Source organism: Chryseolinea soli, from assembly GCF_003589925.1.
Taxonomy (GTDB): domain Bacteria; phylum Bacteroidota; class Bacteroidia; order Cytophagales; family Cyclobacteriaceae; genus Chryseolinea; species Chryseolinea soli.
Genome location: NZ_CP032382.1, coordinates 72,163 through 94,435 on the forward strand (window position 1 = coordinate 72,163; position 22,273 = coordinate 94,435).

The window sequence follows — 22,273 nt, forward strand, 5'->3', positions numbered from 1 at the left end:
ATTTTCTCAGGGAACCAGTATTTTGATAGCAGACGACCCCTTCGGACCGACGCTCGTAAAGATCCTGGTGCCGGTGTCCATGTCGATGTAATTCTGTGCTTCGTCGGCGCAGGGATAGGCTACAACATAGAGGTCTGTGCCCGACGGGAATACATTGGTATTCAATGTAAAACTCGTGCGCGCATAGCCGCTGCTGATATCGAAAGGCGTGGTCATGGTCTCGCGATAGCGGGTTGGCGATACATCGGGCGCGTCGCTGAGATAAAAGCGCATGAACCCTGACCGGATCACCGGGTTATCGGGGGAATCGAACTGCACGGTTGCGTCCAGCCACACGTTATTGTATTTGATGACATTCAGCTTAAAGTCGGTGATCTCCACTGCGGGAAGCTTGTAGAGGACGAACGACGTCACCAGCGGTTCATCGCCCCCGACGAAGGCGAGACCCTGCACCCGACTCGTGCCATAGCCCGCGCGTTCAAAAACCAGGTTGTAGGTACCCATGCGAAGATTGTCGATCTGAAAATTTCCCGCCGCGTCGGTTTGCAGGGTTCGCAACGGTTCGGTTCCCTCCACGGTGATGTTCACAAAGCCGTCGCCGTTACTTCCGTAGTAAGGGCTGTCATAGCACGCCACCGTGCCCTTCAACACGCCTGTACCACCAATCTCGACGATCTCTTTCTCGCGGCAGGCCGCAAACAAAAGAAGGAGGGTAAAAAGAATATAGGAATAGTTCGATTTCATAACGGAGGATTAGGGTACGAGGATTTCGGCCGTGGCCGATGCAGGGCCAAGCGTGGTGTAAGTACGCTTTAGGGTCTGCGCATCGTAAGTGCCGTAGTCGTTGTAGGCCAAGCCATAAACCCGGACATAAATGGTTGAGCCACTGGGAAAGTAAATGGACGAGGGATAATAACTTTGCATAGAGGTTTCGCCACTGTTCACCTGCACGGGAAACGACATGGCTTGCATGTAATTCGTGGAGCTCACATCGGGTGAAGTACTCATAAAGGCAATGCCCTCGATGGGATAGTAATTGCCTCCTAGTATGGGATAAGGATAATCGTGATATACTGTAGCAATCACGGTGAGCTCTCCGCCGAACATCGACAGGGCCACGGCCTCAAAGCGCGTCGTCGACACTTCGCGCAGGTACGTGTACACGGGGTAAGCGTTACTGCCTCCCAGGAGTTGATAGGGTTGCGTTACCACCGTTGCATACCCATTTCTGCTGCATTCGAAATGATAGGTTCCCGTGGTGGCTTGCAAACTGCAAAGGCCGTCGGCATCGGTCACCGCGTCGGCCACGGGGGTGGCGCCTGCCTTCATCGCCACGGATGTTCCACCAAGGGCGTCGGAGCTATAGTTTCCGAATTGATCATATAGCGAAACACTCGCCTTCACGTTGACCGGGAGCTTCACCATACGCTCTTCTCTTTCATCCTTGCACGCGGCCATCCATCCCAATAGACAGATGCCGTATAGTATTTTTCGCTTCATGATGCGACTGGTTTTGGTTCTCTTAAAATGCAATCAAAGACACGCCCGCCGGCAGCGGAAATAGGGCCCGGCGCATAGCAGGCTGGATTAGGTTGGTCGGCAAGGCCGAAAGGGCAGGCGGAGCAATACAAAGCGGGGGCTGCTATGCGCCTTAGTCCCGGAAAAATAAGCTTCTGCATACAAAAACGAACCTCATAGCGCCAAATACAACTTACTGCTATCGATATGGATGGAGAGGACATCCAACAATTCAAATCGCGCCCAAAGGTAGAATTATTTTATAAACTCACAGGCAGGGGGTTTGAATAAATATAAGGTTCTCCAAAAGGCCGGGAATATTTAGCCCGGTTGAGTTGTCTAATGGAAAATGGGCCTTAAATTCTGCGGTCAGGCTACCCAAAGTCACATCGTGGCACTTGCGGCAAAAGACGCCTGGGCATTAAGGGATCATTATTTGAAACGGCGACCATCACAAGAAATAATCAGGCGAGGGCAATATGGTAATTCCACCGCTGGCCGAAAAAATGGAGCAACGCAAAGGAGACATTCAACTGATCGAAGAAGCAAGAAATGGCGACATGACAGCTTTTCGAACCCTCGTTGAACGACACGAAGCCCGTGTGGCCGGTGTCGTGAAAGGGATCCTGGGCGACACCCCCGAGTCGGCCGACGTGGGACAGGAAGTGTTCATCCGGCTTTTTGAATCGCTGGAAAAATTCAGAGGCGACGCATCGCTTTCAACCTACGTCACCCGGATTGCCATCAACTTATCGCTCAACGAAAGCAAGAAGCGAAAGAGGAAATTCAAATTGTTTGGTCCGTTGAAAGAAGGTGAAAACAGCCAAGCGGAAGAATCTGCGACGGACCTGAAGGAAATGCTCTATCACGAACTTCAACAACTGGACCCCGAGTTTCAGGCGGTGGTCACGCTGAGAATGATCGAAGGCTATTCCATCCAGGAAACGGCGGCCGTATTGGAGATCCCGGTCGGTACGGTGATGTCGAGACTTTACCGGGCGCAAAAAAAATTGAAACAAGTCATTGCCAGAAAGGAAGGTTATGAATAAACAAGAAACGGAAGACCTCTATATTTTATCGCTCGACCAGAAGCTGGCTCCCGCCGATGAAGACCGGTTGCTGACCGCCCTTCGGGAACATCCCGATTGGGCCCGTTCGCTGGCGCAATATAAAACCACCCGGGATGTTCTTCGCGCGAGCAGTCCCGCCACGTTCGGGCCATACTTTGCCTCCCGGCTGATGCACAAACTTCAGAACACCGGCGCCGTCATCGACCGGCAGCTCTTTGGCATGTTCAAGAAATTTCAACTCGCCGCCGTCGGTGTGGTGGTGGCGTTGCTCATTTTGAACGTGGCCCTTTCGGAACAGAGCAGCTGGAAATCGGTGCTGGGCATTGAAGAGGAAACCAGCACGCCACCGGAACAACAAGTGCCCTTCGATTTTTATGAAACATTAAATGATCTATAAATGACAACTGAACGTATGAAATCCATTGGCATTTTGATTGCCACCCTCATCATCGGCGTCTTCTTTGGCCTACTTGTGCCGGGCCTCTTCCACAAATTCGACCGGCGACAAGGCATGGGACGCGGTGGCCCCATGCCCGAACGAAAGGGTGATTGGTTTGTCCAAACACTCAACAAGGTTGTGCAACCCACCAGCGAGCAACAAGACAAATTCAAACCCATAGCCGACTGGGCTGCCGCGCGGCTCGACTCTATCGAACAATCGGCAAACGCCGAGGCCAAGCGCGTATTGGACTCTGTGAAAACGCAACTTCATCCCATCGTCACGGAGGAGCAGTGGAGCCGGCTCGAGAAATTCGATGAGCATGCAAAAGAAAGATGGCATGGACACGGCCCCCGCGGTGGAAGAGGAAGGAGAAATTAGAAACCTTTCAGAAATCCTGTGGGCCTATAAATTCCGTTCACTTATGACTCCTTCTCAAAATCCGATCAAGATCCTATTCATCGCGTCGGTTCTCCTGTTGGTGTACACCATCACGTCCCTCATCATCAACACCAACAGAGCGATGGAAAAAACCGCCGACTTTATGAGCCGGAAGTTCAGCGGCGTACTGGTGGAAGTTAAAGGACTGCGCCGGGGGAGCTCTACCTTAGCCATTAAGCAATATCAAACGGGTGAAATTTTTGAATATGAGCTGGACATCGGGAAATTCATCCACGAAAATAACATTGGAGCTCGCGACTCCATCAGCAAAGAAGCGCATAGCGGTGTGGTGACTTTTTATAAAGCGGATGAACACGGAGTATATGCGAAGTGCTGTGAGCTTCAGTATTAGTAAATTATTGCAGCTTTCGTTGTTACTCACGTTGCAGAAGTTTTCTCCACAACGAAGGGCAAGGTAACATGGCTCACCATCCAGCTCTTTCAACCAATCGCTTGCGATAGTTGTCGACTCTAATCCTCTCTTCCACTTCTATCAAGGTCATCAGTGCTAAACTCACGTCTGCCCCCGATATTTTTTCACCTCCTGTTATTCTATTCCCGTCTATGGCAATCGGATCTTCCACCGTCACGAGACCCATTTCCACCAATGACGGAAGGGACGGGATGGCGGTAGTCACCTTATAGCCCTTTAACGCACCGGAAGATGCCAACAACACGGCACCGAGGGAAACCGCCACGACAAATTTTGCGTGTTTGGATTGCTCCTGCAGAAACCCGTTGTAGGCTCCCCTCTCGATGGCCCCGTTGATGCCTTTTCCTCCGGGCACAAAAAGTATGTCGAGTAAGGGGCATTCATCGAATGAAAAATCAGCGTTTACCGATAACCCGCCGGAAGTTCTCAAGCACTGCGTGTTTTCGGAAATCGTATAAATCACAAATTTGCTGGTCCGCCCAAAGATCTCATAAGGCCCGACAATATCCTGCATATTGAAATCAGGAAATAGAACCAATCCTATTGTTGTTTTCTTTTCCACCCTATCGCTATCCATTAGCTTACTTAGAAATCTCATCTCTTCGCTGTTGCATTTCCCTCCATGTCGTGAGAATAAATCCCTCTTTCTCACAAAACGATTTCAATCCAAGGTCCGTCATGGCAAGCAAATCTGCCCGGCGCGTATGACCGGAGTCGCTTATATTTTTGAAGGTATCTTTTGCATCGGAGCAATGCAGCAGTATGACCGTGATGCCCGGTTTTGTCGACTGCAGCAATTCCTTGTATTTGTCGCGTTTGAATTTGCGAAGGTTCTCATCAGTAGGTTCGACGCCGGGCGGGAATTCCCAATCGTAGCTTGAGATATATAGATCGTCGGCCACCGCCAGGCCACCTTGCCAAAGTTTTTCGCCGGCCTTTTGAATCGCCTTTAAGAAAAAGGAGTTGTCCGGTGCCTGAGCATCCCCTGCCGTTAGCTTCTTCAATCCCTGCAGTGGGCCGGAATGGATCTGTTCCAGCAACAAGGTGTTGTGCCCGGCCGGCAACAAAATGGGAATATGTTCTTCGATGCCGATCTTACTGTAACGCTCAAGATATTCCGGCGTAGACCACAATGTTCCCATATGCGTATCCAAGTGCGTAGGCGCAAACCCCATCCTTCTTGCTCTCGACAATTGCGCCCGTATTTCCATCTCGATCTCATCGGCAGAAGCATGCGCCACCACGTCGGGCACGTTATTCCATAGTGCACCTTCCGTATCCACCAGTCCCGGTGTTGCTTTTATTCCGGACAACGGGCTCCAACGATACGTTGTCCATTCCGAGGTGTGGGTCAAGTGCAGTCCCGCATCCCATCCGGGATGTTGTTTGATCTCGCTGACAATGCCGGGCACCCAAGGGCAAGGCATCATCACACTCATCGAAGTTGCCAGGTTCTTCTCCAGCGCTTGCACCGCACCCTGATTCGACTCATACGACATCCCCACATCGTCAACATGAAAAATAATTACCCGGTCATTCTCCTTCCAACCCAACCTCTCCGCATACGTTTGAACAGATTGACCCTGGACACTGGTCACGACCCATGTCAACACGATCATTACGACCTGATGTGATCGGCGCGTCAAAAAGGCACGCGTTATTTTTATTATTTGTTTCATGTAATAAAGCTTAACTTCGATGCAAGTAAACGCCAGTTTCAGACCTTATCAATAAGTCAAAAAAATATGACTACCACCGCGAACAACACCTTGGCCGAATGCCCGAAAGAGTATTTATTAAAATTGCTGACCGGAAAATGGAAGCCTTGTATTTTTCGCTACGCGACAGAAGGCCCCGTGCGGTTCGGACAAATGGTGAAGCTGCTTCCCGAAGCAACCCGCCAAGGATTAACCAACGCGCTTCGCGAGTTGGAGGAGAGCAATATCCTCGAACGAAAAGTGATCAAACTAAAGCCCCTGCACGTCGAATATCACCTGACCGAATTGGGCTTGGAATTTATTCCGATCTTCAAAGCGGTAGAGGCACTGCATCTCTTGCCGGTCAGGAAAAACCAACCGCAGCATTCATAGGCTTGCCGTTTGTCGCGTTTCTCACGAACAAAATTTTTCACACATCGTCCCCACACGCAGAAATCCCACAACATCAGTCGCTATTTTTGTAGGCTTAAAATATAACTACAACATGAAAAAACTCTTAACCTTAACCCTTGTCGCCCTGCTGGGCCTGACGGCACAAGCGCAGAAATTGACCGACGACAAAGTGCCCGCTGCTGTAAAAGCGTCCCTGACCAAGCGTTTCCCCGCAGCCAAGCAAGTGGCTTGGGAAAAAGAAGATGAAAAAGCCTACGAGGCGAAATTCATGGTGGACAACAACAAGCAATCGGCCAACTTCGATGAGAACGGCACTTGGCTCTCCACCGAAACAAACATCAAGAAGACCGACCTCCCCGCCGCCATTCAGTCGTCCCTTTCCAAAAACTTCGCCGGCTACGAGATTGACGATCCTGAAAAAGTCGAGTCGCCCGAGGGCGTGTTATACAAAATGAAATTGAAGAAAGAAGGAAAAAAACTGGAAGTGGTCTTCCTGCCCGATGGCACGGTGAAAAAACAAAAGGAACACAAGTCTGGTGATAAGGATAAGAATAAGGATAAAGACAAAGCTAAGGGGAAAGACAAGGTCGACGATAGCGACTAGACGTACGGCCAACGCAAATGCGATCACTCCCAAACGATTTTGCAAGTTGTCCTGTACAGGTCAACTAAATGACTAGTTTGACAATAGTAGTGATCCTTATTCGCGTATCTGCCACAAATACGATCCACAAATACCAAAAATAGATCTGTTTTAACTCCTTCAATCGGCAAGTTTATAACTTTAGGATCCCCTACGTTTGGATAAATGACTATACTCAACGTATCGATTTGAATCTTCCCTTCGACCATATCTAGATTCCACTTAGACTCCGTAAAACTTTGGATTGAATCACTTTCATAGTACCAACCATTATGTGCTTGGTTGGTGACGCCAATACTCTTCTCCTTATTATTTACCCCAAAAGCCATCGCTTGACCGTATCGAAAGCCCCTTAGATTCTTCGACGCCACGCCCTTCTTAGCTTGGATATATACGGAAGAGTCAAAGCTTGCCTGCACACAAAGATCCACAAGATCATTCATAACTACCTCAAAGAAGAACGGCTGTTTTTTTAGTCTAATAACATTGTTGTCGACCACGCATGTATCACCATCCTGAACGATTGATACCTTAAACCTTATACGGGCATTGGTTTGTGCCAACAAACTGAGGTTAAATAAAAATAGAATGACTATCGCCGTTAACTTAATCATATCCTTTTTAATAGCGTCACAGAGATCAACGAACTAAATGTAGCAAGTGATATTTGTCTCGATCTATTTCTGGCTCCGGCTCATAACTGATCCGGGATGCTTCATAAAAGAAGTTAGGGTAAAAAGTTAAGATGAAAAACCAAAGTCCCCCATTTTTAATTTTTTACTTTTTTCACGATCTTCACTACTGACATCGCCCACCAAAATGACCCTCACTCGACTTACACGGTGTATTTGGCTCCTGACCCCCCTGCTATTCGCCGCCTGCACACCTCTTCGCGAGATCGGTCAACCCATGGCACATGCTACCTATCGCGATACCCCTGCATCCCTTGCCGGCCAATACACAAACAAAACACCCGACATCTACGCACCCTTGCTGTGGGAAATTGTCGCCCCCTATCAAGGTTCACTGCGCAAAGGCGACACGCGGGCGACCGTGACGTGGGACAGTTTATACATCGACGTCAATCCCACCAGCAAGGATGAGATCACGTTTAACCTCTGTGACGAGCGGGGCCCAGTGCGTTCGAAGACGATCCATGGGAAATATAAGCACGGTTATTTTTATTCCCGACAAAAGATGGTCCTCGTTCCGTTTTTTCCTTTGTTCTTTCACTACAACTTCCAGCGGTTCCGTGTCGGGCCGGCCGATAACAGTTTGGTCGTACATGAAAGGCGCAATTCGATTTCGCTGTTCTTTCTTATTCACGTGAGCAAGGATAATTGGAAGGGGCAAATGGAATTTGCGAGTAGGAAGTAGATTACTCTTCACTTTACCCTTTTAAGCGTCGCCTTTGAATACAATTCAAAATCTTTCCCAGGCTCAGCAAGTTCAAATGTTTCGATGAACTCGTTCTCACTTATCACCTGGTACGTTTCCTTTGCCCGAAATCCAGCGGGTATGTTTTCGATGCTCTCCGATAGGAACACTATGGTCTTTCCATCGGGTGAGATGGATTCGTTCTTAAATTGATTCACAAATCCTTCCATGTGAAATTGCCGCAACACGAAGCTCTTTCGGCCCTTATCATAGCTGATGAATCCATGATCTTCATGAACTTCCCCTTTTGGATTATCTTTTGAAGGCGGGTAAGTCGATTTGTTCTTTACTTCAATGAATTTTTTATTAAGCACCAACTCATAACTGCGCTCGTAGGTTCCTTTTCCCGGCTGGCCTTCGGACGTTCCACGCCATTTGCCGATCATGAACTTCAGTGGAAGCCAAACGCTGTCCTGTTTGTTTTGCGCCATCGATAGGATCGGCGCAAAGAATAGAAGTGCGATAAATTTCTTCATACTATTCAATCCGATTTCCATACAATTTCATACTAAGAAAACTCAATTGCAAACAAACCACCGCGCAGCAGCCTTTTGAAGTTCGCTGCCATCAATAGCGTTGTCAGCGGCCCAGGCGATAATCCCATCAGGGCGGATCAATGCTGCGCTTAGCGCAAATCGATCTTTTGCAGTGCCTGCGATATACTTGATCCGGTCGCCATACTCACTCGCCAAATCTTTAAGCGAAGCATTCCCATCAAAATCAAGCAGCACCCCTTGCCCATCGTGCATGAACTCTCCGATGCTTGCACCGTCATCGAACTCAAAGTTGGGAACGCTGTGGCCTACTAATGAGTGGCTGCCACCGAGATCGTAATGTGTGTGAACACCCCACACGCGTCCAGCAAAATAGGTGGCACCATCGCGTGTGTTGATCAGGTCGCGGACAATGGCGTTCAGCGCGCGGGCATGAGGGTCGGGTTTCATGATGGCGACCTGGGCACGGGACCAATCCAGCACTTGCGCGCCAATGGGATACCGTTCGGTATAATAACTGTCCAGCAAACCTTCCGGCGCTTTCTCGTGGATGGTGGCGGCGAGCTTCCAGCCCAGGTTCATGGCATCGCCCAGGCCAAGGTTGAGTCCCTGACCTCCCAAGGGTGCGTGAATGTGTGCAGCATCGCCGGCTAAAAGGATCCGTCCGTTGCGGTAGGTTGTGGCTTGCCGCGAGCGGTCGGTCCAGGTGGTGGCGATATGGAGGGTGTTGATCGTGACGTCGGTGTTCGAGACGCGGCGCAGCACCTGTTGCACGTGTTCACGCGTGATGGGCTTCCCTGAACTGTGAAATGCGCCGCCATCAAAATCCTGGATCATCACGTAGCCGGGTTGGGATTGCAAGTACATGCCGGTAGCCGTCACGTTTCGGCCTGGGTTGAGCTTCTCCGGGTCGGCCATGTCGAGCTGCGTAGTGTAGCCGGTAAATTCCGGTTCTGTGCCGGCAAAATCAAAGCCGGCCACCTTGCGAACCACGCTGCGGCTTCCGTCGCACCCCACGAGCCACTGGCTTTGAAAAGTTTGGTCACTCGTCTGCACCGTTACTCCATTCCCGGTTTGATGAAAGTCCGTGATCGCAACTCCGCGCTTGATCGCTACACCCAAGATTTCTGCACGGCGGGCCAGCACCGTTTCAAGTTCCTCCATTTCAGAAATTAAACTGGCGTCGGTTGAGCTTGGCAGGCGATACGTCCACTGAGATGGGTCAACATGGCCTTCCAGAAAGGGAATGCCGGCGAAGTGCCCTACCTGACGCTGCGCTCCTTGTTTGGCATTTTGGTGTGGGTTTTTAAGACGCTTATGTACTTCCAGTTCTTTTAACAGCCCACGGCGGTAAAGCGCTTCAATCGTCGGCGCCGAAAGTCCCCGGATCCCGAAAGGAAGTCGTTTTAAAGGTGAGTAAGGATCCTCTGCTTTTTCCAGTACCAGGACGGAACAGTTGGCCAAGGCCAGTTCGCAGGCGAGGAACAGTCCGACAGGCCCTGCGCCGGAAATGATTACATCGTGAATAAAATGATCGTGTGTGGATTTTTTGCTTTCAAGTGTCTCTTTCATATCGAATGATTGAAACACAAAATTCCGGAACGCTTTTGCGTTAGGCTTGTACAAACGCGACAAAATCGCTGCTCACCGCCTGTTTCCTTTTCTTTGCTTTTCGCGCGAAGGCTGCCGGCGTGGTGCCGCTGTAACGTTTGAATTCTTTGCTGAGGTGGGACTGATCTGTGTAGCCTAACTCATGCGCTATCCCGGCAAGGCTGGAATCTGGCTCATGCCATAGTCGGTTTCGCACCTGCTCAAAGCGCATGAGAGCAGACACGTCTTTCACCGTATGGCCAGAAGATTGCTTGAACTTCCTTTCTAATGTACGAACCGTTGCATGTGCCGCCGCCGCTACCTGACTCACCGGCAGGGTGCCGTTGGCTTCGCGCATGGCAACGCCCGCTTTGAAGAGCATACTGTCTACAGCCACCTGCGACCGTGCATTCAAGAAATACGCTTTAACCTGTGCCACCGCCTCCTCTATCTTGCCCGCTTCCATCCATGTATTCAACGCGGGTTGAAGCTGCGCGATGGGATGCTCAAAGGTGTGCACGCCGACTTTACCCGACGGCAGTCCGAGCAAATCGAACACGGTCCAAGGGAAGCACCGGATACCGATGATCTCTAAACGGTTTTTTGAGTAAAAGAGAACCGGCTGATCGAGCAGCCCCACCATGAACGGTGATGGCAGGGGCTGCAAGCCTCCCTCGTGCGCAATGCTGCAGGGGCTTCCGAAATGAAAAATAATTTCAGCGTAGCCATCCGGCACTACCTCAAAACTTGATTGCTGTTCTCCATAGTCTCTCCGGTCATACCAAAAGCATTTTATGGTATCCTGTAGCGCTTCGGAAGGTTCAAATTCTTGGTGCATTTTGAAAGATAGCCATTAGGGTTGTATTGCTACTGCTCGGTAGGCGCCTTACCAAACCGCTTCTTAAAAGAATGCGAGAAATGAGAAAGACTTTCAAATCCCAAGTCGAGATAGATGGCCGAGGGTTTCTTGTGCTTTTTCTCTATGAGATGCCGGGCCTCCGTCAACCGTTTTTCTTGCAGCCATTGCCGGGGGGATCCACCGAATGTTTTTTGAAAGTCACGCTTGAACCCGGCGAGGCTTCTTCCCGTGAGCCGCGCAAATTCTTCAACGGGAACATTGAAATGAAAATTGCTGAGCATGAATCTTTCAAGATCCATCTTATGAGGCTCGGAAAAGTCGAACAGTAATTCCTTGAGTTCGGGCTTGGTATACAGAAGCAATTGTACAGCCTCCTTTACTTTTAACAGGCCCAGCGCACGCGTTATCTTTTCTTCCGGATGCCGCACATAGGGAATCACGGATTGAAAAAACGCCCGCAGAAAATCGTTTCCGGGAATGAGGATGTTGGGTGTACCGTTGTATTTCTGTCCGATCTCTATGCGTTCTTCCAGCGCAATCGTCCTGAGCAGGTCGTCTTTCAGGCGAATGACAATGGTCTGGTAATCCTCACCATTGACGGGTGTCTTCGTGATCTCTCCCAATTGATTTTTTCGGATCAGCAACATCTCACCCTGTCCCATGGAGATCCTTTGGCCAGCCGTTTCCAACGTAAAAATACCGGAAACCTGCAAGACCAGGGTATTGTGCTCCAGGAATGCTACTTTCTCCTTTCGCACGGACGAGTGATACGAGAAAAAGATAATCCCCGGAAGTATTTCGTTTGGATTTGTCACTGCGTAAAGGTATGAAAAATGGATTTTCGGCCAAGTCGCACTACCGCTGCAGGTATGTACCGCCGACGATCGCCCCCAACGAAAAATGCGTGTTCAAGGCATTCATCTCTTCCCGCGTGAAGACGATCTCCATGGCCTGTATATTTTCCGGCAGTCGCGATCTCCGGCTCATGCTTACCAAGGGCATGAAATCATCACCCTGTGCATTCACCCATGCGATCGCCAGTTGTGTCGGCGTATGTCCTTTTTTTGTTGCCATTTCTTTTAACACTTCGACTTTCGCCAGGTTCTTTATCAGATTGTCACCTTGAAAACGCGAGAAGTGGTTGTGGTAGTCATTCGCGGCCAGGGGTGCTTTCATCTCACCGGTCAGTAAGCCCTCGGCCGTATTGGCAAAGGCTACAACCCCTATACCCAGTTCTTTGGCAGCAGGAAGCAGGTCGCGCTCTATTTGGCGATCGGCCAACGAATAGCCTATTTCCAATGCCGTTACCGGGTGCACGCTATGCGCCTTGCGAAGTTGATCGGCTGTGATCTCAGACACGCCGAGGTAACGGACCTTTCCTTCTTTGATCAGGTCGGCGACCGTTCCGATCACATCCTCCACCGGAACACTATTATCCAGTCTGCACGGCTGATAAAGATCAATGGTATCTGTACCCAAACGTACCAACGAATAGTTGATGAAGTTCTTGATGGCCATCGGACGGAGGTCCAACCCAAGCCAATGACCGCCGTAGAAGATCGCACCAAACTTGACGCTGATGAAGGCATCGTCTCTTCTGCCTTTGATGGCTTTGCCTACCAGCAATTCGTTATGGCCACTGCCGTAAAAATCTCCGGTATTCAGGAAATTGATGCCGCTGTCCAATGCCATCTGAATGGTCGCAATGCTTTCGCTTTCGTCATTCACCGGGCCTCCCCAAACGGAAGACATGCGCATGCAGCCCAGGCCGAGCTTCGATACGAGCGGACCATTTTTACCGAGAGCTATTTTTGTTATCGTTGTTGTCGTTGTCATAGCAAATATTTTATTGATTAACGACACAAAGATCTGCGTTGTGCTCCGAAGTTCATTTCTCTCATGGCTCAATTTACTTGTCTAGGTGGCTCACCCTTTCCCATCCTAATTTGGACGGCGCAGGCACCTTTGTGAGATTTGATCGTGAGTTGTTGCCCGAACGAATACCTGAATACCTACTGAGACTCGTATCGGTGCCAAGCAACGGTCTTTCCTAGAAGAGAAATGCCCATGAAGCCACGTAAATAAAACTTATCTTTCTCCACCCATGCTTTGCATTCATACGTTTTGCCACTCGGCGGGTCGTAGATATTGCCATCTACATATTCTTTACCATCCCATTTAAGTCCGGTCAAACTTACGATACCGAGGATTTGTCTCGACCGAAGCTTTTCATCTGGATTTTGCAAGTCTTTCTTTGAAGTCTTTCCGTCTGGCTCAACCACTTTGTTCCCCCACAACAGTTTTCCTTTGTACTCCTCCCCCTCTTTGAAAATCTCCATGCGAACGTCCTTTTCATCGGATTCCCAGGTCCCCATAATGGCCTTCTGATTTACTTGTGCGCTCGCACCAATGGCGGCAACAAGCAACAAGAAAAATGTAAGATTTAGTGCTTTCATAGTATCGCGTTTTTGTTTGCACAAAAGTGGAACCGCTGCTGCGCAAACTTTAACACCAAAGGCAGGAGGATAAACACAAATCACAGAAATGTTGCATCATCATGAAAAAGGAGGCCGGGCAAGTCTCCTTAACGCATCGGTTCAATTTATCTCGCGATACTCTTGTGGCGTCATCCCTGTTTTTGATTTGAACAGGCGACTGAAATAATGTGGATAATTGAATCCCAACTTATAGGCTATTCCACTGATCGAATCGTTGTCGCTTAATAAAAGTGTTTTTGCCTTTTCAACGACGAAATTACTGATGTGGTCTTTGGCACTATACCCTGTTTCTTTTTTTAGCAGGTCACTCAGGTAATTTGCCGATAGATGGATATGCTCAGCAAAAAAGTCTATCGAAGGGGTGCCCGTCTCTGTAAACCTTCCGGAATTATAGTATTCCTTCAACAATCGTTCAAACTGACTTACGACATCCTTGTTTTGTGCTGAACGCGTATTGAATTGGCGTTCATAGAACCGCTGACTGTAGTTGAGGAGTAGCTCAAGCGTTGACACAATCACGCGCTGGCTGTGGTTGTCAATCCGTTCCTTGATCTCCTTATCGATCAAATTGATGCAATCCGTAAGGATCTTTTGCTCGGCATCGGAAAGGTGAAGGGCCTCGTGAACATCATACGAAAAGAAATGATAGTGATCGATGTTCTGCCCAAGCGTCGTATTGCGGATCAGGTCTGGATGAAAGAAAAGCATCCATCCATTGACTTCTCCTTGTGATTGTTCCTTGGTTTTCATCAATACCTGATGGGGGGCCGTGAAGATCAACACGCCTTCACCAAAGTCGTAGCTGTTTCGTCCATATTCCAGTCCGCAACTCGCATCCTTTAATGCAATGGAATATAAGTCAGAGGTTGCTTTTACGCCTACCCATTCCTTCCCAATGACCCACTTGGACACATCCAATATTGAAATAAGGGGATGCGTTGGCTTGGCAAGTCCAAAAGCCTGATGCAATTGGGTTATTGAAGTTACTCTCACAATGTCTTTCATCTCTATCCTTTATTTTGGATATGGAAGTCAATTTGGACTAAACTACCAAGTCCTATTCAATTTAATTCTTATATCGACAGATAAAAGTATGCGATCTTGTCAAGCTGGGATAACATAAATCACCCTTATTTGAACACTTTTTACGGCTATGGTATCTTCGGGAAAAGTGTATAAGTATCCCGAATTTGTGTTCATGCAGGCGAATGGATCATGCCAATTTTGGCGTAAGTATTCAAACCAAAAGAAACATGAAAAAGGTCATCTTAATTACAGGAGCAAGCTCCGGAATGGGAAAAGAAACCGCTAAAACCCTTATCCAGGAAGGTCATTCGGTCTACACAGCCGCCAGGAGAATTGATCAAATGCAGGACTTAAAAGCCTTGGGCGGATTTCCGGTGCCAATGGATGTCACGAATATCGAAGACATCCGAAGTGTAGTAGACCTGATCATAAAGAAAGAAGGTAAAATAGATGTGCTCTGGAACAATGCGGGATACGGCCTGTATGGTTCTGTCGAGGATGTCGCACTGGACGAGGCCAGAAGGCAGTTGGAGGTTAACGTGATCGGCATGGCGGCAGTAACACAGGTTGTGGTTCCGTATATGCGTAAAGCGAAGGCAGGCACGATCATCAATACGTCGTCTATGGGTGGTAAAATGTATTTTCCGATGGGCGCATGGTATCATGCCAGCAAGCATGCCGTTGAAGGATTGAGTGACTGCCTGCGGCTGGAATTAAAGCCATTCAATATTAAGGTAGTCGTTCTTGAGCCAGGATTTATCGCCACGGAATTTGGTCATGTTTTGGTAGACGGCATATCAAAATATGCGACAAAAAGCGCTTACTCGGCTATGATCAATAAGATCATTGAAGGCACTAAAAAAGCCGCTGAGAAAGGTGGTTCCTCAAGCCCCTCTGTTATTGCAAACACCGTCTCAAAAATTGTCAGCAGTAAAAAACCAAAGACACGGTACCGGGTCGGAAAATTTGCCAAGCCTATGGTTTGGATGAGAATCTACCTGGGAGACAGACTCTTTGATGGAATTGTCATGAGCCAGATGTAAAAAAGCCACTGCCTACTCAACCGTATGCACTTCACTCACTTGAATGATAGGCTGAATGTTGGTGTAGTTTGGAACATCTGCTCTAAGTTTTTCTGAGTTTGGTCCCACCGCGTTTCGCATCGATGACATCGTCTCAAAATAAAAGTAGCCGATAGCTAAATACGGGGCCGGCGCATCCGGCCCTCCTCCAGCGATTCCTTTGTCGATGGACAATGCCTTTAAGGAATTGCCAAATAAACTTGCAGCCAAGGGCATATGCTTGCTGGCATAATAATCCATGTCGAATGTTTTGCCTTCGCCGTTTGGGTAGAAGATGGCTACCTTGATCATGCCCTTTTTTATTTTGGTGGTCTCCGTCGATTTAGTTTGCTGACAACCCACTAAAAGTCCGAGGACGGCCACGAGGATGCTGATTTTTGCTTTCATGTCAGTTGATTTTTTAAAACGCTTTTGTCATGATGAAAAGCCTTAATTTAGGATTAACAAAAGGACTATGAACTATACGTGGACAGATTTTGATAACGGAAAATCCATTCGCCAAACTGGATCAGAAGGCGGAACCATCCTACGGGACGAAGAAAATACATTTGGCGCTCGCGTGACATTAGAAGGTAAAGGCGATGTTGCCCCATTTTCCATCACGATTGGAATTTATGGGCTGCTGTTCCACACCGAATTCTTTTTGGATCTGGCCCAAGCACAAAAGTGTTTCGATTTGTTCAAGCGCAAAATAGAAGACATCATCCATCACTATTCTATTAGTGAGGACAGACGGGAAGCCGAGTGGAATAAAAAGCATGACAAATTAATAGAGGAAATACTACACGTTGACTAACAACAGATGATGCCTGGACGCATTATCCTTCCCGATAAAAAAAGCCATCAAACCTGAATTTGATGGCTTCATTGATTTTAACATACCGGCTTCACGGTACCATTATTCGAGCCCCTGCCATGCGCACGACCCAACTCATCCCTTCTGATTTTCTGACTTTAACGATTTGTAATAATTCATGGCAGCTATGGCTCCCAGCATAATGACTATCCCGACAACCTGTAACGGGCCTATGGACTCCTTCAGCACCAGGCTTGCACAGATAATGGCCACCGGAAGCTCCACCGTCATGAGAATGGAACTAACGCCTGCCCCAATCTTCGGGATGCTGGCCGCAAACAATGCCGTCGGGATCGTTGTTCCGATCACGGCAAAGAATACTGCCCACAGCAGGAACTCACTGTCAAAATGATTGCCCGCAAGGATGGTCTTGCAGTTTATCAGAAAAATAGTGCAAGCTGAACCTATCATGATCAACGTGCTTTTTGATTGCCATCGCGCGCCGGTATCAATTCTTCCATTCGCTACGATGTAGGAGGCATATGTCAGCGAAGAAAGTAATGCCAGTACAGCGCCTTTTATAGAAAAGGAACGCTCTTCCGGAGAAAAAATATTTCCGGCGATCACCGTACCGATGAGAATAAGGACAACCGTGAACAGTTCGACAGCGGATGGCCGTTTTTTAAATAGGATCCATTCCAACAGCAGGCTGAACCAGGTAAACTGCATCAGGATGATAATGGATAGCGAAGCTGAAATATAGTGTACAGACTCGTAGTAGAGGAAATTTGTCAGCCCAATGGAACTTCCTGTTAACAACAATGAAAAGAGAAGTTTCCGGGTGAGCCTTTCTTTATATTTTTCCCGCGTAACCAACGTGCAAATACCGAGAAGGAGTGCTGCCAGCGCGGCCTGTGCAAAGGATATTTCAGCGGCATTATAGCCTTGGGCGTACGACAGCTTTACAAAGGAGGACATGGTGCCATACAAGGTTGCACCAAACAGTACCATGACGACATGCGTCAAATTCTTCATGTTAAGATTGTTTAATGATGATTAAGAAAATACCTGTGACAGGCTAAACAACCTTAAATGCTAATATTAAAATATGGCGAAGCAGTCCCGCAAGAATGTGGGGACTGACTAATATAAGAATCCGGTTATTTAGCTTTTTAAGCTACCGGAGGAGGGGTGTTTGAAGAAAATCGACGATACATAAAATGCGTATTCTGATTGAATGACCCACGAATTTAGAAAAAATTATAAATGCCCCCTAATTGTCCTTTAAAGATACCCATAAACCCCGCTTGAATCAGGTCAAAACGCCCAAATTATATGCTTTCCAATTTGTAGCGGCTTGGAATGTCTCCCTTTTCGTCACTATCTTTCGCGCATGATGAGAAGGGCCGTCATTCTGGTAATCCTGTGTAGCATGATGCTGCATTGTGCCAGCCGTGTAGGGTTCCTTTCCTATCTCTACAGCCAACGGCACGAGATCGCCTACCGGTTGGGTCTTATTGCAGAGATCCCCATCGCCCTTTGCAGCAGTGACTATGATTTTAACGATGGCCTGACCGTCCACTCCAACGATGAGGATGGGGCCAGCCAGCGTACATTACCCATCGCTTTAGAGATCAAATTATTCTTTGTTTCCCATAGCATTCAAGTTCCCCACTTGAATGAGATCCGCATCGACAGGGCACACGCTCCACGCTGGAGCAAACCGCTCAATGGCTGTCTGCGATCTGTCTTTCATCCCCCGGCACACCTGTCTTAATCCAAGCGAATCTGCTTGCCTGTTTCTCCCGTCGTCTACCGGCAGGGTGATCAGCTGCTAATTGTATTTCAAATTCTACGTTTCATTTCAATCGTACATGAAAAAAATCTATATCATGCTATGGCTTTGCCTATGCTATACCGCTGTCTTCAGCCAACAGATCCTCCAGGGAAAAATCTATGATGCTGAAACCAAAGAGCCCGCCGTGGGCGCTACGGTGCAGCTTGCCAGTGACCTCCATATAGGCACCATCACCAATGCCGAAGGATTCTTTCAACTCAGCAGCGCGGAGCAGCATCCGGTTTTAAAGATCTCGATGGTGGGTTACGAAAGCCAACAGGTGGAAACCACAAACGAACCCCTTCGCATTTCGCTGGTGCCACGGACGGAACAAATGCAGGCGGTAGTGGTGACCGCCAACCGGGAAGCCAGCCTGCGCACCGAAACGCCCGTGGCCATTTCCAAACTCTCTGCCAAACTCATCGACGAAACCAAGCCCACTCAACTTTATGAAGCGCTCAACAAAGTGCCCGGTGTATTGATGGTGAACCTCAACAACGAACAACACTTCATGGCTATACGCCAACCGATGACCACGAATGGCTACTTCCTTTACCTGGAGGACGGCGTACCGATCCGGCCACTGGGCGTATTCAATCACAACGCATTGCTCGAGATCAATCAGTTTGCCCTCAGTTCCGTAGAGGTCGTGAAGGGCCCCGTCTCTTCGATCTATGGGGCCGAGGCTATTGGCGGCGCTGTTAATTTTATCATGCAACGTCCCCCGGTAGTACCTACCGCTAAAGTGGGGATCCAATTCGACAATTTTGGATTTCGTAGAGTACAGTTCGGCGCGGGTGCCCGAACCGGAAAATTCGGATTTTACATCGGGGGCTTGAGAAGTGAGCAGACCAACTCCTGGATGGCAAATTCGGATTATGATAAGACGACGGTGAATGCCCGGCTGGAGTATCACTTTACGCCGACTACTCGGTTGATCGGGAATATTATCTATGGCAAATATTTCTCCAATACGGCCGGAAGTGTAGACAGCGTGGCGTTCTACAGTCGCCAATACGTGAGCACTACAGATTTTACCTATCGCAAATCGGAAGCCTCGCGTTCCCGCCTCACCCTGGAGCACGATTGGCGTAAGGGGTCAAAAACTTTTGTTACCTTATTCAACAGGACCAATGAGCACGGGCAGAATCCTGCCTATGGCATTCGTTGGAATCCTACGCCCAGTGCCACTAACGATCCCACTACTGCAAGAGGCGAGATCAACTCCAATAATTTTACAAGCTATGGGGTCCTGGCCCAGCACAGCCAACAGTTTTCTTTTTTGGATTCCCGTCTGATCGCGGGAGGCATGTATGACTATTCTCCTAACAACTACTGGTCCTATCAGATCGATCTCCATGCACAACTTCGTCCCGATGGAAAATCCGTAGAGAAATACACCATCAACCAGGAGCGACCCGACATCAAGCTGGCCGACTACGACGCCAAGATCCGGAACGCCGCGGGCTACCTGCAATATGATTTTTCGCCGCTGAAAGACCTCCGATTCTCCACGGGTGTTCGCTACGACCGGATGTCGTTCACGTACGACAACTACCTGGATCAGTCCAGCGGCAGCAAGGCCTACAGCAAGTTTACACCCAAGGTTGGGTTGACCTATGACCTTGGCAAAGACAAAGGCCTCTATGCCAACTACGCCCAAGGATTCTCACCGCCGGCATTGACCGCCATCTTTCGCAGGAAGCCCAATAGTGATCCGGCGGAATTCTATTACAATTTGAAACCCGCCCAATTCCAGAACTATGAAATTGGTGGCTGGGCCGCCTTCTGGAAAAACAAAGGCTACCTCGATGTGGCGCTTTACCAAATGTATGGCACCAATGAACTGTTGAGTATTCGTCAGGCAGATAATTCAACCGACTACCAGTCGGCTGGAAAAACGTTACACCGCGGTATCGAATTGGGGTTGACGGTTAAACCCACGCAGGAATTTTTCTTCCGTTTTGGGGGCACCACGGCCTTGCACCGTTTTGAAGATTTTCAGATCAGCAACAAATCGACCGATCAATACCAAAACCTGAGCGGCTTTGACATGCCGGCGGCGCCGCGCTGGACCTGGAACACGGAGTTTTATTATTATCCCCGGTTTGTCAAGAACCTGCGCACCTCTGTGGAGTGGCAACATGTTGGAAGCTATTTTCAGAACCAGATCAACACGGTGCGCTATGAGGCGTATAACGTGATCAACTATCGCATCGGGTATCAGTGGAAGGGAATAGAAGTCTACAGCAACGTACTCAACGTAGCCGACGCGCTCTACTCGGCCAACGCCACGCGGGGGAACAACGCCACCGACCGCACGACCTACACCCCGGCGGCACCGCGCACGTTTGTGTTTGGCATTCAATACAACTTTACTGGCAAAAAATAATCCTGCTCTAACGTGATATGGAAAATAAATCAATAGCAACCTTCCAAACCGTGGAATCAACGGATGTTAAACCGGATGCGGCTGCCGCACCGGGCAAACTTTCCGGAATGCTCAAACGAAACATCTTCAAGTGGCACCGAACCATTGGATTGATCACCCTTGTCCCGGTCATTTTCTGGACGCTCTCCGGGCTTATGCATCCTTTCCTTTCGCATTGGTTCAAACCCGTCATCGCCCGGGAATTCATGGAACCCAAAGTGCTTGACAGAAGTCAGGTTCAGCTTTCCTTGCAAGAGGTGTTGAAGAAAAATGACATCGCCGACTTTAAGAACTTCCGGTTGGTGGTCTTTGATGCGCAGACCTTCTACCAGGTAAAATCAATCGATGGCAGCCTGCGCTATTACAATGCCGCTACCGGCGACCGGTTGAAAGACGGAGACGTGAAGTACGCGGAATTCATGGCACGCTACTTCCTGGACGATCAGAAAAGCAAGATCAAGTCCATTACCCTGCAAACGGAATTTGACCAGCAATACAAATACATCAACCGCTACCTCCCCGTTTGGAAAATCAGTTTTGACCGGCCCGATGCTATGGATGTATACATCGAAACTTCGTCGAGCCGGATGGGAACTTTTAATACCGGTGCGCGCAAGGCGTTTCTATGGGTATTTGATAATTTTCACAACTGGTCCTTTTTGGAACGGATCACGAACAATACGTTACGGATCAGCATCATGGTGTTACTACTCGGCATCATCCTCACTTCGGCCGTCAGCGGGATCGTGATCTATGGCCTTTTCTGGAAGCGGTTCAAAAAGTTGAACAACACAAACGAAAAGAAGGGACTCCGGAAATATCACCGGCAAATTGGGATTGCTACAGCCTTCATTGCGTTGACCTTTACCATGAGCGGGGCGTTTCATGCCACCCGGAAGCTGGAGCCCAACGTGTTGCCTGAAATGGTGTATGAACCCATCATCCGAACCAGCGAGCTAAACACAGCTTCGCTTTCCTTGAATGTCGATTGGGAGCGCTTGTACAATCTCTCTGTCGTGCGAAAAAGCAAGCATGACTACTTCCAGGTATTTTATATCAAGACCGAAGACGAACCGCCCCAAACCCTCTACATCGATGCGGCGGATGGGCATGTTCTGGAAAACGGCGATCTGGTGTATGCCAAGTTCCTAGGCAAGAAATTCCTGGAGGTGCTTAGCCAGAAGACCAGCATGACGGCAGCCTGCTGTGAAGAGATGGGCGCTGGAAACGCAAGTGCTGGTGAAGATGCCACACTTTTAAAGGCCGAACTCGTTCCCAAGTTTGAAAACCGTGAATATGGATTTGTTTTTAAACGTCTTCCGGTGGTAAGACTGGCCTACGATACTCCCGATGATCAGACGCTTTATGTAGAAACGGCTACCTCGCGGTTGGCCGCCACCATCAATGGAACGGACCGGGTGGAAGGCTATTCTTTTGCGATCTTTCACAAATATCTGCTGATGGATTGGGCGGGTAAAAATGTTCGTGATGTTACGATGATGCTATCGGCTTTTGGGCTGCTCACGGTATGCGTTTTGGGGTTGCTTGTCTTTCTGAAAAAAGCATAA

At 48.8% G+C, this 22,273-nt stretch carries 26 protein-coding genes; 12 read left to right on the forward strand and 14 right to left on the reverse strand.

Annotation, left to right across the window (positions count from 1 at the left end; translation table 11 throughout):
* Positions 1 to 6: 6 nt before the first annotated feature.
* Positions 7 to 744: a carboxypeptidase-like regulatory domain-containing protein gene (locus D4L85_RS00265; RefSeq protein WP_119752432.1), complete on the reverse strand. Its 738-nt coding sequence runs from the start codon at positions 742 to 744 to the stop codon at positions 7 to 9.
* Between the two features lie 9 nt (positions 745 to 753).
* Positions 754 to 1,500 carry a hypothetical protein gene (locus D4L85_RS00270; RefSeq protein WP_119752433.1) on the reverse strand — a complete coding sequence of 249 codons (747 nt, stop codon included), beginning with the start codon at positions 1,498 to 1,500 and terminating at the stop codon, positions 754 to 756.
* A 497-nt stretch (positions 1,501 to 1,997) separates the two neighbouring features.
* Between D4L85_RS00270 and D4L85_RS00275 the strand changes: the two genes are divergently transcribed.
* Genes D4L85_RS00275 through D4L85_RS00290 form a run of 4 tightly spaced genes read left to right on the forward strand, consistent with a single transcriptional unit; the run spans position 1,998 to position 3,820 of the window.
* Complete coding sequence (locus tag D4L85_RS00275; protein ID WP_119752434.1) at positions 1,998 to 2,567, forward strand: RNA polymerase sigma factor; 570 nt, start codon at positions 1,998 to 2,000, stop codon at positions 2,565 to 2,567.
* The gene (locus D4L85_RS00280) at positions 2,560 to 2,985 is read left to right on the forward strand and encodes a hypothetical protein (protein ID WP_119752435.1); all 426 of its coding nucleotides are present in this window, start codon (positions 2,560 to 2,562) and stop codon (positions 2,983 to 2,985) included. Before D4L85_RS00275 ends, D4L85_RS00280 begins: the two co-directional genes overlap by 8 nt.
* Entirely contained in the window at positions 2,986 to 3,408 is a 423-nt protein-coding gene (locus tag D4L85_RS00285) for a hypothetical protein (protein WP_119752436.1), read from the forward strand.
* Complete coding sequence (locus tag D4L85_RS00290) at positions 3,350 to 3,820, forward strand: hypothetical protein (RefSeq protein ID WP_160143439.1); 471 nt, start codon at positions 3,350 to 3,352, stop codon at positions 3,818 to 3,820. Before D4L85_RS00285 ends, D4L85_RS00290 begins: the two co-directional genes overlap by 59 nt.
* Positions 3,821 to 3,893: 73 nt before the next feature.
* Here the strand turns inward: D4L85_RS00290 and D4L85_RS00295 are convergent, their stop codons facing one another.
* Positions 3,894 to 4,499 (reverse strand): DJ-1/PfpI family protein, encoded by a 606-nt coding sequence (locus tag D4L85_RS00295; RefSeq protein ID WP_119752438.1) that lies wholly within the window; start codon positions 4,497 to 4,499, stop codon positions 3,894 to 3,896.
* On the reverse strand, positions 4,483 to 5,580 hold the full coding sequence (locus D4L85_RS00300) for a polysaccharide deacetylase family protein (protein WP_228450727.1): 1,098 nt from the start codon (positions 5,578 to 5,580) through the stop codon (positions 4,483 to 4,485). The genes D4L85_RS00295 and D4L85_RS00300 overlap by 17 nt, the downstream gene beginning before the upstream one ends.
* Before the next feature lie 66 nt (positions 5,581 to 5,646).
* Here D4L85_RS00300 and D4L85_RS00305 point away from each other — a divergent pair, with 66 nt between their 5' ends.
* Together D4L85_RS00305 and D4L85_RS00310 are read left to right on the forward strand one after the other, a co-directional pair.
* Positions 5,647 to 5,991, forward strand: coding sequence for a winged helix-turn-helix transcriptional regulator (locus D4L85_RS00305; protein ID WP_119752440.1), 345 nt, complete (start codon positions 5,647 to 5,649; stop codon positions 5,989 to 5,991).
* Positions 5,992 to 6,103: 112 nt separating this feature from the next.
* Positions 6,104 to 6,616, forward strand: coding sequence for a PepSY-like domain-containing protein (locus D4L85_RS00310; protein WP_119752441.1), 513 nt, complete (start codon positions 6,104 to 6,106; stop codon positions 6,614 to 6,616).
* 23 nt (positions 6,617 to 6,639) lie between these two features.
* On the opposite strand, the gene D4L85_RS00315 is transcribed toward D4L85_RS00310, so the two are convergent.
* Positions 6,640 to 7,269, reverse strand: coding sequence for a hypothetical protein (locus tag D4L85_RS00315; protein ID WP_119752442.1), 630 nt, complete (start codon positions 7,267 to 7,269; stop codon positions 6,640 to 6,642).
* A gap of 205 nt (positions 7,270 to 7,474) precedes the next feature.
* On the opposite strand from D4L85_RS00315, the gene D4L85_RS00320 reads away from it, so the two are divergent.
* Positions 7,475 to 8,032 (forward strand): hypothetical protein, encoded by a 558-nt coding sequence (locus D4L85_RS00320; protein ID WP_160143441.1) that lies wholly within the window; start codon positions 7,475 to 7,477, stop codon positions 8,030 to 8,032.
* 8 nt (positions 8,033 to 8,040) lie between these two features.
* Here D4L85_RS00320 and D4L85_RS00325 read toward each other — a convergent pair whose 3' ends face one another.
* The 7 genes from D4L85_RS00325 to D4L85_RS00355 all read right to left on the reverse strand — a co-directional run bounded on the left by D4L85_RS00325 (position 8,041) and on the right by D4L85_RS00355 (position 14,538).
* Entirely contained in the window at positions 8,041 to 8,568 is a 528-nt protein-coding gene (locus D4L85_RS00325; RefSeq protein ID WP_160143442.1) for a heme-binding beta-barrel domain-containing protein, read from the reverse strand.
* A gap of 42 nt (positions 8,569 to 8,610) precedes the next feature.
* The gene (locus tag D4L85_RS00330) at positions 8,611 to 10,158 is read right to left on the reverse strand and encodes an FAD-dependent monooxygenase (RefSeq protein ID WP_119758594.1); all 1,548 of its coding nucleotides are present in this window, start codon (positions 10,156 to 10,158) and stop codon (positions 8,611 to 8,613) included.
* 40 nt (positions 10,159 to 10,198) lie between these two features.
* Positions 10,199 to 11,014 carry an AraC family transcriptional regulator gene (locus D4L85_RS00335; RefSeq protein WP_119752445.1) on the reverse strand — a complete coding sequence of 272 codons (816 nt, stop codon included), beginning with the start codon at positions 11,012 to 11,014 and terminating at the stop codon, positions 10,199 to 10,201.
* Positions 11,015 to 11,043: 29 nt separating this feature from the next.
* Positions 11,044 to 11,850 (reverse strand): helix-turn-helix domain-containing protein, encoded by an 807-nt coding sequence (locus D4L85_RS00340; protein ID WP_119752446.1) that lies wholly within the window; start codon positions 11,848 to 11,850, stop codon positions 11,044 to 11,046.
* Positions 11,851 to 11,890: 40 nt separating this feature from the next.
* The gene (locus D4L85_RS00345; protein WP_119752447.1) at positions 11,891 to 12,871 is read right to left on the reverse strand and encodes an aldo/keto reductase; all 981 of its coding nucleotides are present in this window, start codon (positions 12,869 to 12,871) and stop codon (positions 11,891 to 11,893) included.
* 176 nt (positions 12,872 to 13,047) lie between these two features.
* Positions 13,048 to 13,491, reverse strand: a complete 444-nt coding sequence (locus D4L85_RS00350; RefSeq protein ID WP_119752448.1) for a DUF2147 domain-containing protein — start codon at positions 13,489 to 13,491, stop codon at positions 13,048 to 13,050.
* A gap of 141 nt (positions 13,492 to 13,632) precedes the next feature.
* Complete coding sequence (locus tag D4L85_RS00355; RefSeq protein WP_119752449.1) at positions 13,633 to 14,538, reverse strand: helix-turn-helix domain-containing protein; 906 nt, start codon at positions 14,536 to 14,538, stop codon at positions 13,633 to 13,635.
* A gap of 248 nt (positions 14,539 to 14,786) precedes the next feature.
* On the opposite strand from D4L85_RS00355, the gene D4L85_RS00360 reads away from it, so the two are divergent.
* Complete coding sequence (locus D4L85_RS00360) at positions 14,787 to 15,602, forward strand: oxidoreductase (RefSeq protein WP_119758595.1); 816 nt, start codon at positions 14,787 to 14,789, stop codon at positions 15,600 to 15,602.
* Positions 15,603 to 15,614: 12 nt separating this feature from the next.
* Here D4L85_RS00360 and D4L85_RS00365 read toward each other — a convergent pair whose 3' ends face one another.
* Positions 15,615 to 16,028 carry an EthD family reductase gene (locus D4L85_RS00365; RefSeq protein WP_119752450.1) on the reverse strand — a complete coding sequence of 138 codons (414 nt, stop codon included), beginning with the start codon at positions 16,026 to 16,028 and terminating at the stop codon, positions 15,615 to 15,617.
* A 67-nt stretch (positions 16,029 to 16,095) separates the two neighbouring features.
* Here D4L85_RS00365 and D4L85_RS00370 point away from each other — a divergent pair, with 67 nt between their 5' ends.
* Positions 16,096 to 16,437 carry a hypothetical protein gene (locus tag D4L85_RS00370; protein ID WP_119752451.1) on the forward strand — a complete coding sequence of 114 codons (342 nt, stop codon included), beginning with the start codon at positions 16,096 to 16,098 and terminating at the stop codon, positions 16,435 to 16,437.
* A 135-nt stretch (positions 16,438 to 16,572) separates the two neighbouring features.
* Here the strand turns inward: D4L85_RS00370 and D4L85_RS00375 are convergent, their stop codons facing one another.
* On the reverse strand, positions 16,573 to 17,472 hold the full coding sequence (locus D4L85_RS00375; protein WP_119752452.1) for an EamA family transporter: 900 nt from the start codon (positions 17,470 to 17,472) through the stop codon (positions 16,573 to 16,575).
* Between the two features lie 397 nt (positions 17,473 to 17,869).
* Here D4L85_RS00375 and D4L85_RS00380 point away from each other — a divergent pair, with 397 nt between their 5' ends.
* The 3 genes from D4L85_RS00380 to D4L85_RS00390 all read left to right on the forward strand — a co-directional run bounded on the left by D4L85_RS00380 (position 17,870) and on the right by D4L85_RS00390 (position 22,273).
* A complete protein-coding gene (locus tag D4L85_RS00380) occupies positions 17,870 to 18,214 on the forward strand; it encodes a hypothetical protein (RefSeq protein ID WP_160143443.1) in 345 nt (114 codons plus the stop codon).
* A gap of 97 nt (positions 18,215 to 18,311) precedes the next feature.
* Positions 18,312 to 20,666 (forward strand): TonB-dependent receptor, encoded by a 2,355-nt coding sequence (locus D4L85_RS00385; protein ID WP_119752454.1) that lies wholly within the window; start codon positions 18,312 to 18,314, stop codon positions 20,664 to 20,666.
* Positions 20,667 to 20,683: 17 nt separating this feature from the next.
* Positions 20,684 to 22,273: a PepSY domain-containing protein gene (locus D4L85_RS00390; RefSeq protein ID WP_228450728.1), complete on the forward strand. Its 1,590-nt coding sequence runs from the start codon at positions 20,684 to 20,686 to the stop codon at positions 22,271 to 22,273.

What these genes read in the sequence shown, in the direction of transcription:
- D4L85_RS00320 (WP_160143441.1), top strand. Translation starts at nt 7,475, where the DNA reads ATGACCCTCACTCGACTTACACGGTGTATTTGGCTCCTGACCCCCCTG.
- D4L85_RS00275 (WP_119752434.1), top strand. Translation starts at nt 1,998, where the DNA reads ATGGTAATTCCACCGCTGGCCGAAAAAATGGAGCAACGCAAAGGAGAC.
- D4L85_RS00355 (WP_119752449.1), bottom strand. Translation starts at nt 14,538, where the DNA reads ATGAAAGACATTGTGAGAGTAACTTCAATAACCCAATTGCATCAGGCT.
- D4L85_RS00295 (WP_119752438.1), bottom strand. Translation starts at nt 4,499, where the DNA reads ATGAGATTTCTAAGTAAGCTAATGGATAGCGATAGGGTGGAAAAGAAA.
- D4L85_RS00315 (WP_119752442.1), bottom strand. Translation starts at nt 7,269, where the DNA reads ATGATTAAGTTAACGGCGATAGTCATTCTATTTTTATTTAACCTCAGT.
- D4L85_RS00370 (WP_119752451.1), top strand. Translation starts at nt 16,096, where the DNA reads ATGAACTATACGTGGACAGATTTTGATAACGGAAAATCCATTCGCCAA.
- D4L85_RS00360 (WP_119758595.1), top strand. Translation starts at nt 14,787, where the DNA reads ATGAAAAAGGTCATCTTAATTACAGGAGCAAGCTCCGGAATGGGAAAA.
- D4L85_RS00335 (WP_119752445.1), bottom strand. Translation starts at nt 11,014, where the DNA reads ATGCACCAAGAATTTGAACCTTCCGAAGCGCTACAGGATACCATAAAA.
- D4L85_RS00270 (WP_119752433.1), bottom strand. Translation starts at nt 1,500, where the DNA reads ATGAAGCGAAAAATACTATACGGCATCTGTCTATTGGGATGGATGGCC.
- D4L85_RS00325 (WP_160143442.1), bottom strand. Translation starts at nt 8,568, where the DNA reads ATGAAGAAATTTATCGCACTTCTATTCTTTGCGCCGATCCTATCGATG.
- D4L85_RS00310 (WP_119752441.1), top strand. Translation starts at nt 6,104, where the DNA reads ATGAAAAAACTCTTAACCTTAACCCTTGTCGCCCTGCTGGGCCTGACG.
- D4L85_RS00380 (WP_160143443.1), top strand. Translation starts at nt 17,870, where the DNA reads ATGATGCTGCATTGTGCCAGCCGTGTAGGGTTCCTTTCCTATCTCTAC.
- D4L85_RS00305 (WP_119752440.1), top strand. Translation starts at nt 5,647, where the DNA reads ATGACTACCACCGCGAACAACACCTTGGCCGAATGCCCGAAAGAGTAT.
- D4L85_RS00390 (WP_228450728.1), top strand. Translation starts at nt 20,684, where the DNA reads ATGGAAAATAAATCAATAGCAACCTTCCAAACCGTGGAATCAACGGAT.
- D4L85_RS00365 (WP_119752450.1), bottom strand. Translation starts at nt 16,028, where the DNA reads ATGAAAGCAAAAATCAGCATCCTCGTGGCCGTCCTCGGACTTTTAGTG.
- D4L85_RS00265 (WP_119752432.1), bottom strand. Translation starts at nt 744, where the DNA reads ATGAAATCGAACTATTCCTATATTCTTTTTACCCTCCTTCTTTTGTTT.
- D4L85_RS00280 (WP_119752435.1), top strand. Translation starts at nt 2,560, where the DNA reads ATGAATAAACAAGAAACGGAAGACCTCTATATTTTATCGCTCGACCAG.
- D4L85_RS00375 (WP_119752452.1), bottom strand. Translation starts at nt 17,472, where the DNA reads ATGAAGAATTTGACGCATGTCGTCATGGTACTGTTTGGTGCAACCTTG.
- D4L85_RS00290 (WP_160143439.1), top strand. Translation starts at nt 3,350, where the DNA reads ATGCAAAAGAAAGATGGCATGGACACGGCCCCCGCGGTGGAAGAGGAA.
- D4L85_RS00345 (WP_119752447.1), bottom strand. Translation starts at nt 12,871, where the DNA reads ATGACAACGACAACAACGATAACAAAAATAGCTCTCGGTAAAAATGGT.
- D4L85_RS00330 (WP_119758594.1), bottom strand. Translation starts at nt 10,158, where the DNA reads ATGAAAGAGACACTTGAAAGCAAAAAATCCACACACGATCATTTTATT.
- D4L85_RS00350 (WP_119752448.1), bottom strand. Translation starts at nt 13,491, where the DNA reads ATGAAAGCACTAAATCTTACATTTTTCTTGTTGCTTGTTGCCGCCATT.
- D4L85_RS00285 (WP_119752436.1), top strand. Translation starts at nt 2,986, where the DNA reads ATGACAACTGAACGTATGAAATCCATTGGCATTTTGATTGCCACCCTC.
- D4L85_RS00385 (WP_119752454.1), top strand. Translation starts at nt 18,312, where the DNA reads ATGAAAAAAATCTATATCATGCTATGGCTTTGCCTATGCTATACCGCT.
- D4L85_RS00300 (WP_228450727.1), bottom strand. Translation starts at nt 5,580, where the DNA reads ATGAAACAAATAATAAAAATAACGCGTGCCTTTTTGACGCGCCGATCA.